Here is a 16,234-nt window from a genome sequence, read left to right as displayed (position 1 = left end):
GCTGGGCCTCCGCCGTCGCCCGGGGCCCCGGTTCGCGCTCGGGTACCGCTACGCCTCTCCAGGCCGCCGCACGGCAACCCCGATGTGGCCGCCGCTCCTGGAGCGCGCTGCCCGTGGCGCCCGTGCGGTGCCTGTCGAGGTGCCGGGCCGGGTTGGTACGGGGAGCGCCGTATGGCCTGCCCCTGCGCAGGTGTGCCGCACGGGCAGGCCACGGGCTACCAGGGTCAGTTCGGAGGACAGGCGGTGTCTTCGTCGGGGCGTTCGCCGGTGGTGAGGAAGGTGGTGACGATGTCGTTGGCGCACTTGTTGTCGAGGAACAAGTACGCCAGGTGTCCGCCCTGGTCGGCCGTCACCAGTCGCGCCCGGTCCCCGAGTGCCGCGCGCGTCTTGAGGGCGCTGTGCAGTGGCGTCGCGGGGTCACGGCGGTTCTGTAGCAGCAGGATGTTGGACGGGCCGCGGTCGGTGAGCTCCACCGGCTTCTCGCTGGGCTCCGACGGCCAGAAAGCGCAGGGGGTGACGTTCCCGCCGGCGGCCCCGAACTTGGGGTATGCCGCGCGGTCCTGTTCGACGTTCCGGGCGTAGGCCGCGACGTCCGCGGGCCAGTCGGAATCGTTGCAGATGACGTGCATCTGACTCGCCAGATAGTTGTCGGAGGGCACACCGGACGAACCGCCTGCCGGACTCTCGCCCTCGGCCGGCTTCGGTTCGGGGATCGGCTTGCCGGTGTTCAGCGCCTTCCATATGCCTGCCAGTTCCGGCAGCTTGCTGTCGTAGTAGAAGCGGTCGAAGGTCACCTGCCGGAACGCCGCGCCAGTGAATCCCTCGACGCTCGGCTTCCTGTCGAGCTTCGCGGCGATGTCGAAGAAGGTCTCTTCGACCTCCTCGGGCGTCCGGCCCAGACCGTACTTCTCGTTCCGGGCGGCTGCGAACCCGGCGAAGTCGGGGAAGCGGTCCTCGAAGCCCCGACCGAAGTCTCGCGCGAACGAGGCGTTCCAGCCGCCGGGGCCGGTCACGCTGTCCAGGAACACCCGGTCAGTGCTGCCGGGGAACATGGTGGCGTAGACGGAACCGAGATAGGTGCCGTAGGAGATACCGAAGTAGGAGACCTTTGACTCTCCGAGGGCCTCGCGGACCCGGTCCAGGTCTCGGGCGGTGTTCGCCGTGGTGATATACGGAAGGAGGGACGCCGTCCTGGAGGAGGCGCACTTCTTCGCGACCGCTTCGACACGCTTGGCCTCGGCCGCAACGTCCATCGCGTTCCGTGCGTAGGTGGGAATGTTGCTCGGGTGGTCCGTCAGTTTCAGCCCACAGGTCACCGGCGTGCTGCGCCCGACACCCCGCGGGTCAATTCCGATGATGTCGTAGCTGTCCAGGACGCTTTTGGGAAGACCGAGCTTACGCAGTGTGGCCGGCATGGTGAGGGTTTCCCCGCCGGGACCCCCGCTGTTGGTGAGGAGGACGCCGCGGCGCTTGTCGGGGTTCTTGCTCACCAGTCGGGAGACGGCAATTTCGATCGTCTTCCCGTCGGGTTTCTCGTAGTCGAGCGGAACATCGAGCGTGGTGCAATCGACTCCCGCCGCTGCCACACCTGCGGGGCATTTCTTCCAGGAAAGCTTCTCCGTTTCGGCCTCGGCCGGCGAACACGCAGTTGACAGCGTTGTCAGCAGACCTATAGCGAGCACTGCTGCAGCGGACTTCCTCACGAGCGAGCCTTTCTGGGAAAGCCGGCGGATTGAGATGGTGCGACGGGGGCAGGACCGGTCGAGGTCCCGGCCGCCCGCCGGTCGACGGAATGCACACGGTCACTTCACGCAGGGCCCGAAGTGTCGGATGAATCCCAACTGCCCTCCAGATGGCGCCATATGCATGCGCAGGAGAGACGTGAGCTTCGCGTCAGAGGACGATGTCGGCCAGCCGGGTGACCTCGTCGAGGTCGTCGGTGCCGGGGCCCAGGATCAGTTCGTCGACGCCCAGGGCCTCGAATTGCTTGACGGCTTCGCGCAATGATTCCGCGTCGGTGTGGACGTTGTTGACGACGACGTCCTGGTAATCGCCGGTAGCGGCGTAGTAATCGGCGATGTTGGCCCGACCGCGCTCGGGATCGCCCAGCGCGAAGTAGTTGAGGGCGACCAGCCTGGGCTGTCCCGGCCGCCCGGCCGCCTGCCACGCGGCACGGGCAGCTTCGAAAGCACCGGACGCCAGGGCAGCCGGCACCGATCCGGCGATGTACCCGTCCGACGACTGAGCCATCCGGCGGTAGGCCGCCGCAGTGGTGGCGCCGAACAGCAGCGGCACCTGTCGGCCTCCGGCCGGCACCGCCGGGTTCGGGCTTCCCGGAACGGGTTCGCCGGCCCACATCGACCGGTAGGTCGCCACGTCACGGTCCATCCGAGCGCCCCGGTCTCGTGGGCCGTGCCCGGGCACGACGAAGTCGTCCTCGCGGATGCCCACCCCGATGCCGAGGGTGAGCCGACCGCCGGAGACCCCATCGATCGAGGCGGCTTCCTTGGCCAGCAGCGCCCCCGGCCAGGTGGTCGCCAGCAGCACCTGGCTCAGCAGCCCGATCGAGGTGGTGGCCCCGGCGGCCGCGGCCAGGGCGACGGTGTCCATCACGCCCGGGTAGGCGATCCGGCCGGTGGTGCCCAGAGTGGCGAAGCCCGCTTCCTCCGCCCGGCGGGCCCAGGCGGGAATCACCGGGGCGTGGACGTCGCGGACCTGGTTGGGTATTCCGATGCCGATACGCATCGAGAAGCTCCTTAGCTGGTACGGGTGTCGACGTAGTGCGGGCCGTCGACCGCTTCCAACCCGATCCTGGTCAGGCGCCCATACAACCGGGTTACATCGGTCAGACAGCGCGCGCCGAGGCGCTCAGGGCGGCGATGGCGTCGTCGAGTGCCGGCGGATGGGAGGGAGGAGCGCCCTCGTACCAGCCCTGAGGCACGGTCGACTGCAGAAAGGTGCCAGCCGGCCGGATGTCGCTGTGCGCCTGGTGAAAATGGACGACGTTACGGAGCAGCGCGGCGCCGACCGCGTCGTCGGCCGCGTCCAGGACCAGGGCCCCATTGTGCAGCACGGCCAACTGGTTGCTCAGGTCTCCTTCGATGAGGAAACGCCGCAGCGAGGACCGCAGCAGGGGCAGCGCTTCGCCGCCCTTCATGTCGACGAGGGTCTGGGCCAGCATCAGTTCGCTGAGCGCGGCTGTCCAGACGAACCCGGAGGCGTCGGCGAGCCGCACCGCGGCCCGCAACCGGGTTCGGCCTTCGGCGGTCCGGCCGACCATGACGAGGGCCGCGCCCAACGCCATCGCGGTGGCGGCGATCAGCCAGGTGGTCTGCGTCTCGGTGGCGATGGCGTGCGCCTCGGCCGACGCGTCCAGCGCGATCAGCGGGTCACCTCCCGGCAACTGGACCAGAGCCTGGTAGTAGCGGACCTCGGCGAGCAAGCTGCGATACCGCGGTTCCGAGGCCACCGCCAAGTTCGCCTCGGACAGCACGCGGCGTGCCGTGGTGACGTCGCCGGTGAAGTAGAGCAGGGCGGCCGACGAGGTTCTGGCACGCACGATGTCGCCGAGCGGGGCGTCCGGCGCTGCGGCCAAGGCCGCGCTCAGCGTCCGGTTGCCCTCGGCAAGCAGGCCGCTGCGGATCCAGAACCACATGAGCCGCGCGGCCGTACGCAATGCCTCGCCCGGGGCATGTACCAGGTCGTGTGCGAGCCCCGCGCGCAGGTTCGGCAACTCCGGACGCAACGCCGCCATCGCGGTCGCGGAGCGTACGCCCTGCAGGTCGCCCTCAGCCTGGGCGGCCAGCTCGCGGACCCAGAGGGCATGAGCAGCCCGGGTCGCCGCCGGATCTGCGTCCACGGACCGGCCGTACGCCCGGATCGTCTCCAGCATCCAGTAGCGCGCCGTGCCGCCGCCGGTCTCGGCGGTGATCACGGACTGGTCGACCAGTGAGACGAGCGTGCCAAGACCAGCTGCGGAACTCGCGGCCTCCAGCGGGAAGCCGCCTTCGTACGGCCAGAGCCGCACCGCCAGATCCCGCTCCTCACGGGAGAGGAGGTCGAAGCTCCAGGCGACGGCCTCCTGCAACGTCGCGTGCGGGGTCATCTTGCTGTGCGGAATCCTGCCCAGCACGGTGAAACGGTCGTCCAGGTTCTCGATCAGCCCCCGTACGCCGAAGGTCCGCACCCGCGCCGCCGCGAGCTCCAGGGCCAGCGGCAGCCGGTCCAGCGCGTCGGCGAGGCGGCGCAGATCCTGGCGGTCGGCGTCCTGCCCGATCCAACCGGGCCGACCCGCGCGGATGCGATCGGTCAGGAGCGTCACTGCGTCGTCGGCGGCCAGCGGACCGAGCGGCAGACTGTGCTCGCCGTCGACGCCGAGCGGGCTGCGACTGGTGGCCACCACCCTCAACGTGGGAATCCGGTCGAGCAGGTCGACGACGAGCCGGGCCACCTCGTCGACGAGGTGCTCGCAGTTGTCGAGTACCAGAGCTTTCCCGTACAGGCGCAGCCGCTTGATCAGCGCCTCGTACGGGTCCCCGGTGAACCCGGTGACGCCGGTCGCCGCGGCGACGGCTGAGACCAGGTGGGCGGGGTCGGCCACATCGGCGAGCCGGACGACTGCGTCCCGCCCTGCCCATTCCACGGCCAGGCGGGTCTTGCCCGACCCCGCGGGCCCGACGAGGGTGACGAGCCGGTGCACGCCGACGAGACGGCTCAGCAGGGCCAGATCGGCGTCGCGGCCGATGAACGACGACAGCGGCCGGTCAACGGGCGTCGCGGCCGGGGCGTCGGAGGCCGCCAGGCCCGGATCCTGTGCCAGGATGCGGCCTTCGAGCTGCCGCAACTCCGGCCCGGGGTCGACACCCAGTTCCTCGGCCAGCAGGCTCCGGACCCGGCGCACCGCGTGCAGAGCGTCTGCCTGGCGCCCCGCCCGGTAGAGCGCCAGCGCCAGCAGCTGCCAACGGCGTTCGCGGTACGGCGCGGTGTGCACGAGTGGTTCGAGCCCGGCCACCGCACCGGCGTGGTCGCCGGTGGCCAGCAGGGCCGCGGCGGCCTCCTCCTGAGCGCTGTCACGCTGTTCCACCAGTGAGGCGCGGATCGCCGCCGTGGACTCGTCGTCGATCAGATCCTCGTACGGTGTCCCGCGCCACAACCGCAGCGCCGCCTCGAAAGCCTCGTGCGCATCGGCGTGGCGGTCGTCGGCCACCAGCGCACGGGCGCGGACGAGGTGGCCGCGGAAGCGTTCGGCGTCGGTGTCGGCGGCAAGGAGCCGGTAGCCGCCGACGGAGCGTTCGAGTACCGTGCCCGGCAGCACCCGGCGGAGCCGCGAGACGTACACCTGCAGGGCACCCGCGGGGTTGCGTGGCGGGCGGGCGCCCCACACCCCTTCGGCGAGGCTGTCCTCTGAGACCGGCCGTCCTTCCCCGGCAACCAGGATCGCCAGCAGCCTGCGGGGTAGTCGGCCACCTACGTGGACCGGCTGATCACCCGCACGGACTTCGAACGGTCCCAGCACCGCGAACGTCAGCACCGCACCATGTAAGCCCATGTCATCGACGGACGGCAACGTCGTGACGCCCTCGCGGTATCCGGGCTGTAGGCAGTTTGAAAGGCACGGCCTCGAAGCTGCTCCCATGCACACGGAGAAGAACGAGAAGATGGCCGACAGCCGCGACATGATCGGCGCGCACGACGCCATGCGGAGGGAGTTCGGTGCTCTGCCCCAGCTGATCGCCGGTGTGCCGACGGGTGACTCGCAGGGCACCGACGTCGTCGTCGGCCACGTCCTGATGATGGTCGACTTCCTGCACGCCCATCACACCAGCGAGGACGACCATGTGTGGCCCCGACTGCGGGAGCGCTGCCCCGACGACGTCGAGCCCCTCATCGAGACGATGGACCAGCAGCACGCCTCCATGGACGACGAGTTGAAAGCGCTCGCCGCGGGCGGCCGGCGTTGGCAGGCCACCGCTGACGCCCCCGAGCGGGATGCCGTCGCCGCCGTCGCGGAACGTCTGCTGCCTGCGCTGTACGAGCATCTGGCGCTGGAGGAGGAGCAGATCCTGCCGCTCATCGATCGCCACCTGACCGAACACGAGTGGAAGACGACCGTCGAGGCGTCCCTGAACAAGGTGTCCTTCGCGCGGCGGCTGCTGATGCTGGGCATGGCCCTGCACGGGGCGAGCGAGGAGCAGGCCCGGCTCCTGCGCGCCGCCGTTCCCGCCGTCGTCTGGCATGTCGGCCGCCCGCTCGGGACCCGCCTCTATCGCACCCACCGTGACCGCCTGGCCTCCGCGAGTCGGGATTCAGGTATCAGCACCGGCTGATCGCCCACAACAGCAGATCTCACCCTCTCGTCCGTGCGACGCGTAAAGCCGTGGGCCGCTATCAGGGCACGGTCGAGACCAGCGGCAGTGCCGGGGCCATCCCGTCACATGTGTCGCGTCCGCTTCTCAGCATCTTCCCGGGCCACCCGTCCTCTCCGCCTCGCTTCTCCCGGCCGCCGGCCGTTCGTCCGGTGTCGCCGGTCGATGACCGGCGGCATGGAGTGACCAGGGTGATCACCGGCGAAGAGCGCCCGAGCCGCACGTCGGACCGGCGGCCGGATGCGGCCGCGCAGGTGCATCCTTCGAACCCACACGCCCCTGAGCATTGATGGGCCGGGAAGATCGACGATAGCTTCACTCGTCATGTACGCGACCGAACACGCCAGGTGTCCGGTCGACCGGCACGGATGATGTGGAGAACCCATGGCTCATCTGGCATCGAGACGGACCCGCGCTCTCGCGCTGCCCGTCGGACTCGCGCTCGTCGCCTCGCTCGGCTTCCTCCCGGCGACCACGGCCACGGCGACGCCCACCGGCGCACCGGCCACCGCGACTCCGCGCGCCGACGGACCGAAACTGAGTTACGTCGTCAACACCGGCAGCGGCCGCGCGGCCGTCCGCCAGGTGGAGAGGGCCGTCGAGCAGGCCGGCGGCACGGTCGTCATCTCGTACGAGCAGATCGGCGTCATCGTCGCCCACGCGCAGAACCCGGATTTCGGCGAAACGATCCGCCGCGTACGAGGTGTGCAGTCCGCCGGTGCCACCCGCACCAACCCCATCGTGCCTCAGGCCACCAAGGATGTCGGTGCCATGGCGCAGCCGCTGACGGAGGCTCAGGCGGCGGCCGCCGCCGCGCAGGCGACGGCGGCGGAGGATCCGCTGGAGCCGCTGCAGTGGTCGCTGCCCGCGATCAAGGCGGACAAGGCCCACCAGAGGTCGCTCGGCTCGAAGCGGGTCACGGTCGCGGTCATCGACACCGGCGTGGACGACACGCACCCCGACCTGGCACCCAACTTCGACCGCGAAGCCTCCGTCAACTGTGTGACCGGCGCACCGGACACCACCGCCGGCTCCTGGCGCCCGGCGGCGGGCGAGAGCGACCACGGCACGCATGTGGCGGGCACCATCGCCGCGGCGAAGAACGGGATCGGCGTGACGGGCGTGGCGCCGGGTGTGAAGGTCTCCGGCATCAAGGTCTCCACACCGGAGGGCTACTTCTACACCGAGGCCGTCGTCTGCGGCTTCCTGTGGGCGGCCGAGCGCGGTGTCGACGTGACGAACAACAGCTACTACACCGACCCGTGGCTGTTCGCGTGCAAGAACGACCCGGACCAGGGCGCGCTGGTCGAGTCCCTCACGCGCGCGGTGAAGTACGCCGAGCGCAAGGGCACGGTCAACGTGGCCGCGGCCGGCAACGCCCGCCACGACCTGGCCTCCCGGACGATCGAGGACCGGTCCAGCCCGAACGACACCGAGCCGGTCACCCGGACGGTCGACCCGCGCGTCTGCCCGGACATCCCGACCATGCTGCCGGGTGTCGTGACGGTCGCCGCGACGGGCGCCAAGGGATGGAAGTCCTCGTACTCCAACTACGGCAAGGGCGTCATCGACGTGGCCGCTCCGGGCGGTGACTCGACGGTCTACCAGACGCCCGAGCCGCCGGCCGTCAGCGGGCTGATCCTCTCCACGCTGCCGGGCGGCCGGTTCGGCTACAAGGCCGGTACATCGATGGCCTCCCCGCACGTCGCGGGCGTCGTGGCCCTGATCAAGTCCCGCCACCCGTACGCCTCACCGGCCGCCGTCAAGGTGCTGCTGGGCCTCCAGGCGGACGCCAAGGCGTGCGGCGCACCGTACGACTACAACGGTGACGGGGTCATCGACGCGGTCTGCGAGGGCGGCACGGGCTACAACGGCTTCTACGGGGCCGGTGTCGTGGACGCGCTGGACGCGGTCCGCTGGTAGGCGGATGACCGGCCTATGAGCGAGGGCCCGGGGGCTGCTCCCCCCGGGCCCTCGCCGTTGGCGGCCGGTCAGACCGTGCTGGGCGCCGGGGACGCCTTCTCCAGCACGGTGCGCGTGGCCGCCGAGCGCTGTGCGGCGCGCAGGACGGCGTAGCCGATGAGGCCGCCGAGGGTGTTGGCGATCAGGTCGTTGACGTCGACGGAGCGGCCGTTGCCGAAGGCGATGTACTGGAGCAGCTGGACGATCTCGATGCCGAGGCTGACCAGGGCGCAGATCACGACGGTGCGGCCGCGGCCGGTCCCGGAGAGGAGCAGCGGCAGGAGGAAGCCGAGCGGGACGAACATGATCACGTTGGGAGCCATGGAGAGGTCCGCCATGAGGAACGGGATCGGCTGGATCTGTCCGGTCCACGGCGCCTGGTTGCGGTGGTCCCCGCCGTAGATCCACAGCGGGAAGAAGGTGAGCGTGGCGACCGCCGTGGCGTGGAGCGCGGTGACGGCGCGGAGCGCCAGCGGTCCGCCGCGCCACCCGGGGGCACCGCCTCTGCGGCGTACGAGCGCCACGGCGGCGAAGACCGCCAGCGCCGGTCCGAGAACGGCGGCGGTGGGGATCTGGGTCTGGAAGGTCATGGCGGGCTCCTGTGGGGTGCTGGTCGATCGTCGTCCGCGATCGTGTCCGTCCGGGGTGCCCGCGCGGATCTGCCGAAGGCCGGAGACCGGCCCCGGACCTATGACTTTCGGCAGAGGAGCCCGCCACGGCAGGTCCGTACGCTGCGGGTATGTACATCGCTCACTTCGGCAGAGGCCCCTCCTGGCTGCGGGGCGTGCTGGTCTGCCTCGGCGTCGCCCTCGTGGGATCCGTCCTGGTGCTGGCACTCGCCGCCGACTTCCGTACCGGCGTCCACCGCGCGGCACTCGCGCCCCAGGTCCTCCTCTCGGCCTCGGCACCGTTCCTGATGGTGCCCGCCTGGGCGGTGCGCCGACGGCGGGTGGGTCCGGTGGCCTTGGCGGTGGCCGGGGGGATCGCGGGCGCCGTCTCGCTCGGGTGCAGCGCGTGGATGCGGTGGGCGGCGGAACAGCCGGGATCGTCGGTCGGGCGGGCCGACGCCTACACGCTGTTCGAGATCGCCGCGCTCACCGTGGTGCTGGTCATCACGGTCCGCTACGGCACCGCCCGGCCGGCCGCCGGCGCGGCCCTGGTGCTGTGTGCGGCGGTGGTGCTGCGGCCGGTGGCGGTGGAGGCGAGCGAGAACAGCCTCATCGTGGCGCTGTTCTGCACGTTCGCCGTGTGTGCCGCGCTGGTCGGTGCGCTCGTGGCCCGGCTGGTGGCGGTCGACCGCCGCCGGCACGCCGAGCGGGTGCGCCTCGAACAGCGGCTGGCCTTCGCGCGGGACCTGCACGACTTCGTCGCCCACCATGTGACGGGGATCGTCGTACAGGCGCAGGGCGCGCAGGTGGTCGCGGCGTCGAAGCCGGAGCTGACCGTACCGGCGCTGGGGCAGATCGAGGGGGCCGCCTCGGAGGCTCTCCAGGCGCTGCGGCACATGGTGAGCGGGCTGCGCACCGAGGCCGCGCCCGTACCGGCGGGAGGGGTGGAGCAGCTGCGCGCGCTGGTTGCGGCGTTCGCCCCGTACGAGAACGGCCCGTCGGCCCGGCTCGTCGAGGAGGGGCCCGTCGGTCGCCTGCCCGCCTCGGCCATGGCGGTGGTGCACCGGGTCGTCATGGAGTCGCTGACCAATGTGCGCAAGCACGCGCCGGAGGCCCGGCAGGTGACCGTGACGCTCACGGTCCTCTCCCGTACCGCCGAACTCGACGTCGTCAACGACCGGCCAGGACCGGGAGTGCCGGCGCGGGCGGGATACGGTCTGCTCGGGCTGGAGGAGCGCGTCACCGCCGAGGGCGGCACCTTCCGTGCGGGCCCGGACGGCCGGGGAGAGTGGCGGGTGAGCGCCCGGATCCCGTTCGAGAGCGCGGCGGGCCGGGTTCCCGTCGGGAGCGTGGCGGGGGAGCGTCCGTGATCCGGGTCCTTCTCGCCGACGATCAGGAGATCGTCCGCACCGGCATGGCCATGATCCTCTCCGCCGAGGACGACATCGAGGTGGTCGCCCACGCCCAGGACGGCGTGCACGCCGTGGAGATGGCGGCCCTGCACCGGCCGGACGTCGTGCTGATGGACATCCGGATGCCGCGCCTGGACGGCCTGGACGCCCTGTACCGGCTCACCCGCCCGCACGCCGCGCACCGGCCGCAGGTCGTCATGGTGACCACCTTCGACGACGAGGAGTACCTGACCCGCGCGGTGGAGGCGGGCGCGGCCGGGTTCATCCTCAAGGACTCCGGCCCCCGGCTGCTCGCCGAGGCGGTACGGGCGGCCGCGGCCGGTGACTCCCTGGTCAGCCCGTCGATCACCGTGCGGCTTCTGCAACGGCTCCGTACGGGCTCCGCCCGGCCTGAGCCCGCCGACCGGCTCTCGCCGCGCGAGAGGGAGGTGGTCGTGCTGCTGGCCGAGGGGCTGACCAACGCGGAGATCGCCGCGGCCCTGTTCATCACCGTGGGCACGGTCAAGACCCATCTGACCAACGTGCAGGCCAAGCTCACCGCCCGCAACCGGGTGGAGATCGCCGCCTGGGCCTGGCGCACCGGCCTCGTGGGACGCGGCACCTGAGCGCATCCCGGCCCCCTTCGCTGAACACCGGCGCCCCGCTCTCCGTACCCATGCCCGAAGCCATGGACACCGATGAAGGGAATGCCACGATGAGCGCAGCGCAGGAGCGCCACCATCTCCTCGAACGCCGCACCGTCGTCCTGGCGGTGGGAGCGGCCGGGGCGGCTGCCGCACTCACCGCGTGCGGAGGTTCGGACGGATCGGGCGGTGCGGAGTCGGTCGAGCAGCCGGGGAGCGGCGGCGCGGGCGGTGCCGTCCTGGCGAAGACCGCCGACATCCCCGAGGGCGGCGGGGTCGTCCTCGCGGCGCAGAAGGTCGTGGTGACCCAGCCGAGCGCGGGTGAGTTCAAGGCGTTCTCGGCGACGTGCACCCACCAGGGCTGCGCGGTCAAGGACGTCACGGACAACGTCATCACCTGTCCCTGCCACAACTCCACGTTCGACGCGGCGACCGGCAGCCCCACCGGCGGCCCAGCCACGCAGCCGCTGCCCGCGCGGGAGATCTCGGTGGAGGGCGGGTCGATCACGCTGGCGTAGGAGGCCTCTCCCCCGGTCGGCCGCTCGCTCTGCGCGGCGCCTTCCAGCGGCCCAGGATGTCGTCGGTGGTGGCGATGGTGGCGACCAGGGCGAGGGTGTTGCGGATCATCGCGGGGGTGTACTCGGCGGGCACCCCCGCGATCGCGTCGGACGGGACGACGGCCGTGTAGCCGAGGTTGACGGCGTCGAACACGGCATTGGGGATCGCGACGTTGGCCGAGACGCCGGTGACGACGAGCGTGCGGCAGCCGAGGTTGCGGAGGAGGGCGTCCACATCGGTCCCGGCCAGCGGCGAGAGCCCGTGCAGCCGTCGTACGACGAGGTCCTCGTCCGCCACCTGGAGGGGCGCCGCGACCCGTACGGCGGTGGTGCCGGTGTGTTGCTGGACCGGGAGGCGGGCGGCGGCGCGGAAGAGCCGGGCGTTGCGGCTGGCGCCGCGTCCGTCGGGGCGGCTCTCGGCGACGGCGTGCATGACCTGGACCCCGCCTTCGTGGGCGGCGGCGACCAGCCGGGCGATGTTGTCGAGGGCGCCGGAGGACCGTGCGGCCGCGGCGAGTTCGGGCAGGGCGCTGTCCGGTCCGACGACCCCCTGCTGGCATTCGACGGTCAGCAGTACGGTGGTGGCGGGGTCGAGCAGCGCGGCGAGCCGTTCCTGCGCTTGCCTGGAGACCACGGCGGCTCCTCCTGCCTGTTCCCGTTGCGTCGGCGGGAAAGAGCCCCCATGATTTCTGATGACCCATCAGATGGCAAGGGTGGCAAGGCAGATGCCAAGGACGACAAGGCAGACGGCAAGGTCTAGCACGGCAGACGACAAGGGGAGGACCCGCATGACCGACACCCAGCGACGCGGCCGCCGGATCATGATGACCCCCAAGGAGCGGGACGCCTACCTCGGCGAGCAGCGCACCTGCCGGGTCGCCACGCTCGCCGCCGACGGCCCTCCGCACATCGGCGCGCTCTGGTTCGTCTGGGACGGCACCTCGCTCTGGCTGTACTCCATCACCCGCAGCCTGCGCTGGTCGCAGCTGCGGAAGGACCCGAGGATCGCGGTGGTGGTCGACGACGGGGAGGCGTACGACGAGCTGCGCGGCGTGGAGCTGTCCGGCACGGCGGAGTTCGTCGGCGAGGCGCCGCGCACCGGCGAGCCGTGTCCCGAACTCGACGTACCGGAGCGGCTGTTCCCCGCGAAGTACTTCGGGATGGAGGAGATGCCGCACGACGGCCGGCACGCCTGGCTGCGGCTCACACCGGACACCATCACCTCGTGGGACTTCCGCAAACTCGCGGCGCTGGGGCGGTAGTCACCGCCTCGCGGAAGCTCCGGCCGCCACCCGCGCGCCCGCCGTCCGCAGCGCTTCGACCGCGGCCCGGACCGAGGGGCGGCGGTCGGCGTCCGTGCGCCAGACGGCGTGGATGTGGCGGCGCATGGTCTGCCGCACCGGCACCAGGCTGACCCCGTCGGGAACAGGACCGCGGCCGAGCCGAGGCGCCACGCAGACACCGAACCCGGCCGCGATCAGGGCGAGTTGCGTGTGGTGCTCACCGGCCAGATGGGAGATGCGCGGCTCGATGCCACGGGAGCGAAGGGTGAACATGAGCCACTCGTAACAGAATTCACCTTCGGGCCAGGACACCCACTCGTCCTGCGCGAAGTCCTCCAGCTCCACCTCGGCCCGGCCGGACAGCGGATGCCCGGACGGCATGGCGATGTCCGGTGCGTCGTCGAGGAGTTCGACCTTGGACAGGCCACCGGGGACAGGCAGCCGCTTGTTGCTCCAGTCGAGCGCCACCGCCACGTCGACATCGCCTCGCAGCACGGCCTGGAGCCCTTGCTCCGGCTCCAACTCGCGCGTTTGAACCTTCAGTTCGGGATGGTCCGCGCGCAGCGCGGTGAGTGTGGCGGGCAGCAGTCCGCGCGCCGCGGTGGGAAACGCGCAGAGCGTCACCTCGCCGACCACCTCGCCGCGCTGGGCCTCGATGTCGGACTGGGCCAGCTCCACCTGCGACAGGATCCGCGCGGCGTGGTCAGCGAGCAGCCGGCCCGCGTCGGTGAGGCGGACGCCGCGGCCGTTCCTGGCGAGCAGTTGCTGTCCGACCTCACGCTCCAGCTTGGCCATCTGCTGCGAGACCGCCGACGTGGTGACATGCAGACCTCCGGCGGCCCCGCTCACCGAACCGTGCCGGGCGAGGGCGTCCAGCGTGCGCAGCCGCTCCAGATTCAGCATGTGCCCTCCAGGTTGACGTAGGCACTCCGGGTTCACCAGGTCCGCCCCGGAGCTCGACAGGTAAGCGATGCTACGCGAACACGAACAGAAACTCTCGCTTGTTCTAAGGAGTGCTGTTCGTCATCGTTGAGCCATGAGCGCCCCCTGCCAGCAGCCCGCCGCCCCTGCGGCCGCACCCGCATCCGTCCCCCTGTCCCCCGTGACCACCGCCCGCCGACCGGCCGTCGACTGGCGGATCCGGTTCGCCGCGCTCTCGCTGATCTGGGGGTTCAGCTTCCTGCTCATCAAGGTGGGCACCGAGGGGTACGCGCCGTTCCAGGTCACGCTCGGCAGGCTGCTGGCCGGGACCGCCGTCCTGGCCGCGGCGATGGCGATGCGCCGTGAACGGCTGCCGCGCTCGGCCCGGACCTGGGGGCACATCACGGTGGCGGCGTTCTTCCTCAACGCGCTGCCGTTCTCGCTCTTCTCCTACGCCGAGCTGACCATCCCCTCCACGCTCGCCGGCATCTGCAACGCGACCTCGCCGCTGTGGGGCATGGTCCTCTCGGTGGTCGCCCTCTCCGAGGACCGCCCGACCCGCCGCCGCGTCGCGGGGCTGGGCGTCGACTTCCTCGGCGTGCTGACGGTCCTGGGCGCCTGGCAGGGCTTCTCCGGCCTGGACCTGGCCGGCACGGGGATGGCGCTGCTGGCCTCGTTCAGCTACGCGGTCGGCTGGATCTACGTCCGCCGTACGCTGGCCGGCACCGGCGCGTCGACGCTGACGCTCACCGGCAGCCAGCTCTTCGTCGGCACGCTGCAACTGGCCGTGGTCACCCCGGTGTTCACCTCGGCCCCGGACACCTTCCCGCTGCTGCCCACGCTCTCGGTGCTGGCGCTCGGCGCACTCGGCACGGGGCTCGCGGTGCTGCTCCAGTACGGACTGGTCCAGGAGGTCGGCCCGACGACCGCGCAGATGGTCACGTACTTCATCCCGGTGATCGCCACGGCGGCGGGCGTGACGCTGCTCGGCGAACAGCTGACCTGGAACACGCCGGTGGGCGCGGTGATCGTGCTGGCCGGGGCGGCGCTCACGCAGAGCCGGCCGTCGGCTGTACGGGCCCGTGCGGCGGGCGGCCGTACGAAGCGGCTCAGCCGTACGTGACCGGTGCGTACGGCTGAACACCCGCCCCGCCGAGGACCTCAGCCGTACGTCACCGGCCGCGCTGGTCCGGCCGCCGCCGCCACCGCGTCCGCCAGCGGCCCGATGTCCTCGGCCGTCAGCCGGGAGACGGTGAGCCGCACCGCCTGAGGCGTGCCCATCCGGAACCGCGCCCCGGGCGCCACGGCCCAACCCGCGTGCAACAGCCGGGCGATGGCCCCGGTCTCGTCGCTGACGGGCACCCACACGTTCATCCCGCTGCGCCCACGGGCCGCCACGCCGCGCTCCGCCAGCGCGCGCACCAGGGCGTCGCGCCGCTCTCCGTACGACCGGGCGACGGCGGCGGTGTCGACGGCGCCCGAGGTCCACAGGTGGAGCACCGCACGCTGGAGCAGCCGGCTGACCCACCCGGGCCCGAGCCGCTGCCGGCCCGCCACCCGGTCGACCGTGACCGGGTCGCCGGTGAGCACGGCGACCCGCAGATCGGGCCCGTACGCCTTGGCCACCGAGCGGACGAAGGCCCAGTGGTCCGTGGTGCCGGCCAGCGGGTGCAGCGGCAGGTCGACGATGGCGTGGCCGTGGTCGTCCTCGATCAGCAGCACGTCCGGGTGGCCGGCGAGCACGGCCCGCAGCTCCCGGGCGCGTGCGGCGCTCACCGAGGCGCCGGTCGGGTTCTGCGCCCGGTCGGTGACGACGAGCGCCCGCGCCCCGGCCCGCAGCACCCGCTCCACATCCGCGACGAGCGGACCGTCGTCGTCCACCCCGACCGGTACGGCACGCAGCCCGAGCGCCGGTACGAGGTCGAGCACGCTGCCCCACCCGGGGTCCTCCACCGCCACCGCGTCGCCCGGCCGCAGGTGTGCCGCGAGCACCCGCTCGATGGCGTCGAGCGACCCGGAGGTCACCGCGACCGGCCCGTCGGGCACTTTGTCGGCGTCCATCGCCCCACGCGCGTACGCGGCGAACTCCGGGACCACCGGCACCTCCCCGTACAGGCCGGGGCTCTCGGCGTCGACCGCGGCGGCCACGGCGAGCGCCGGGCCGAGCGCCGGCAGCAGGCCAGGATCGGGGTTGCCCTCGCCGAGGTCACGTACGCCCGGCGGCGCCTCGATGCGCAGGGAACCGCGCGCAGTGCTCGCCGGTCGCGGCCGCACCCGGCTCCCCCGGCGGCCCGCCGTCTCGATCACCCCGCGCTCGCGCAGCGTCCGGTAGGCGGCGGCCACCGTGTTCGGGTTGACCTCCAGATGTGCGGCCAACTCCCGCATGGGCGGCAGCACATGACCGGGCGGGAGGTCTCCGGAACCGACCCCGCGCTCCACACTGGCGGCAATCTCCGATGCGCGCCGCCCACTGATCCGATAGTCTCCTAGCACAAACAACAGT

Annotated in this window: 14 protein-coding genes; 7 read left to right on the top strand and 7 right to left on the bottom strand. The window is 71.8% G+C overall.

Annotation, left to right across the window (positions count from 1 at the left end; all coding sequences use genetic code 11):
* Window positions 1–224: 224 nt before the first annotated feature.
* From ACIRR8_RS29430 to ACIRR8_RS29420, 3 genes are all read right to left on the bottom strand, one after another.
* Window positions 225–1,703, bottom strand: coding sequence for an alpha/beta hydrolase (locus ACIRR8_RS29430; RefSeq protein WP_404070477.1), 1,479 nt, complete (start codon window positions 1,701–1,703; stop codon window positions 225–227).
* 190 nt (window positions 1,704–1,893) lie between these two features.
* The gene (locus tag ACIRR8_RS29425) at window positions 1,894–2,745 is read right to left on the bottom strand and encodes an LLM class flavin-dependent oxidoreductase (RefSeq protein WP_404070475.1); all 852 of its coding nucleotides are present in this window, start codon (window positions 2,743–2,745) and stop codon (window positions 1,894–1,896) included.
* A 100-nt stretch (window positions 2,746–2,845) separates the two neighbouring features.
* Window positions 2,846–5,548: a BTAD domain-containing putative transcriptional regulator gene (locus tag ACIRR8_RS29420; protein WP_404070473.1), complete on the bottom strand. Its 2,703-nt coding sequence runs from the start codon at window positions 5,546–5,548 to the stop codon at window positions 2,846–2,848.
* An 85-nt stretch (window positions 5,549–5,633) separates the two neighbouring features.
* On the opposite strand from ACIRR8_RS29420, the gene ACIRR8_RS29415 reads away from it, so the two are divergent.
* Window positions 5,634–6,326, top strand: coding sequence for a hemerythrin domain-containing protein (locus tag ACIRR8_RS29415; protein WP_404070471.1), 693 nt, complete (start codon window positions 5,634–5,636; stop codon window positions 6,324–6,326).
* A gap of 423 nt (window positions 6,327–6,749) precedes the next feature.
* Window positions 6,750–8,288: a S8 family serine peptidase gene (locus ACIRR8_RS29410; protein WP_404070469.1), complete on the top strand. Its 1,539-nt coding sequence runs from the start codon at window positions 6,750–6,752 to the stop codon at window positions 8,286–8,288.
* A 68-nt stretch (window positions 8,289–8,356) separates the two neighbouring features.
* Here ACIRR8_RS29410 and ACIRR8_RS29405 read toward each other — a convergent pair whose 3' ends face one another.
* The gene (locus ACIRR8_RS29405) at window positions 8,357–8,917 is read right to left on the bottom strand and encodes a VanZ family protein (RefSeq protein WP_404070467.1); all 561 of its coding nucleotides are present in this window, start codon (window positions 8,915–8,917) and stop codon (window positions 8,357–8,359) included.
* A gap of 149 nt (window positions 8,918–9,066) precedes the next feature.
* On the opposite strand from ACIRR8_RS29405, the gene ACIRR8_RS29400 reads away from it, so the two are divergent.
* The 3 genes from ACIRR8_RS29400 to ACIRR8_RS29390 all read left to right on the top strand — a co-directional run bounded on the left by ACIRR8_RS29400 (window position 9,067) and on the right by ACIRR8_RS29390 (window position 11,488).
* Window positions 9,067–10,305, top strand: coding sequence for a sensor histidine kinase (locus tag ACIRR8_RS29400; RefSeq protein ID WP_404070465.1), 1,239 nt, complete (start codon window positions 9,067–9,069; stop codon window positions 10,303–10,305).
* Entirely contained in the window at window positions 10,302–10,952 is a 651-nt protein-coding gene (locus tag ACIRR8_RS29395) for a response regulator (RefSeq protein ID WP_404070463.1), read from the top strand. The genes ACIRR8_RS29400 and ACIRR8_RS29395 overlap by 4 nt, the downstream gene beginning before the upstream one ends.
* A gap of 89 nt (window positions 10,953–11,041) precedes the next feature.
* On the top strand, window positions 11,042–11,488 hold the full coding sequence (locus ACIRR8_RS29390; RefSeq protein WP_404070461.1) for a Rieske (2Fe-2S) protein: 447 nt from the start codon (window positions 11,042–11,044) through the stop codon (window positions 11,486–11,488).
* On the opposite strand, the gene ACIRR8_RS29385 is transcribed toward ACIRR8_RS29390, so the two are convergent.
* Window positions 11,475–12,161 carry a cysteine hydrolase gene (locus ACIRR8_RS29385; RefSeq protein WP_404070459.1) on the bottom strand — a complete coding sequence of 229 codons (687 nt, stop codon included), beginning with the start codon at window positions 12,159–12,161 and terminating at the stop codon, window positions 11,475–11,477. The genes ACIRR8_RS29390 and ACIRR8_RS29385 overlap by 14 nt on opposite strands.
* 154 nt (window positions 12,162–12,315) lie before the next feature.
* Here ACIRR8_RS29385 and ACIRR8_RS29380 point away from each other — a divergent pair, with 154 nt between their 5' ends.
* Window positions 12,316–12,789, top strand: a complete 474-nt coding sequence (locus tag ACIRR8_RS29380; protein WP_404070457.1) for a pyridoxamine 5'-phosphate oxidase family protein — start codon at window positions 12,316–12,318, stop codon at window positions 12,787–12,789.
* Here ACIRR8_RS29380 and ACIRR8_RS29375 read toward each other — a convergent pair whose 3' ends face one another.
* Window positions 12,790–13,713, bottom strand: a complete 924-nt coding sequence (locus ACIRR8_RS29375; RefSeq protein ID WP_404070455.1) for a LysR family transcriptional regulator — start codon at window positions 13,711–13,713, stop codon at window positions 12,790–12,792.
* A gap of 133 nt (window positions 13,714–13,846) precedes the next feature.
* Between ACIRR8_RS29375 and ACIRR8_RS29370 the strand changes: the two genes are divergently transcribed.
* A complete protein-coding gene (locus ACIRR8_RS29370; RefSeq protein ID WP_404070453.1) occupies window positions 13,847–14,854 on the top strand; it encodes a DMT family transporter in 1,008 nt (335 codons plus the stop codon).
* 38 nt (window positions 14,855–14,892) lie between these two features.
* Here ACIRR8_RS29370 and ACIRR8_RS29365 read toward each other — a convergent pair whose 3' ends face one another.
* Complete coding sequence (locus ACIRR8_RS29365) at window positions 14,893–16,224, bottom strand: aminotransferase class I/II-fold pyridoxal phosphate-dependent enzyme (protein WP_404070451.1); 1,332 nt, start codon at window positions 16,222–16,224, stop codon at window positions 14,893–14,895.
* Window positions 16,225–16,234: the final 10 nt, after the last annotated feature.

The sequence above is a fragment of the Streptomyces sp. NPDC101178 genome, assembly GCF_044767965.1.
GTDB lineage: Bacteria > Actinomycetota > Actinomycetes > Streptomycetales > Streptomycetaceae > Streptomyces.
Note: the sequence above shows the minus strand (reverse complement) of the source record. Positions and strands in the feature narration are given on the sequence as shown.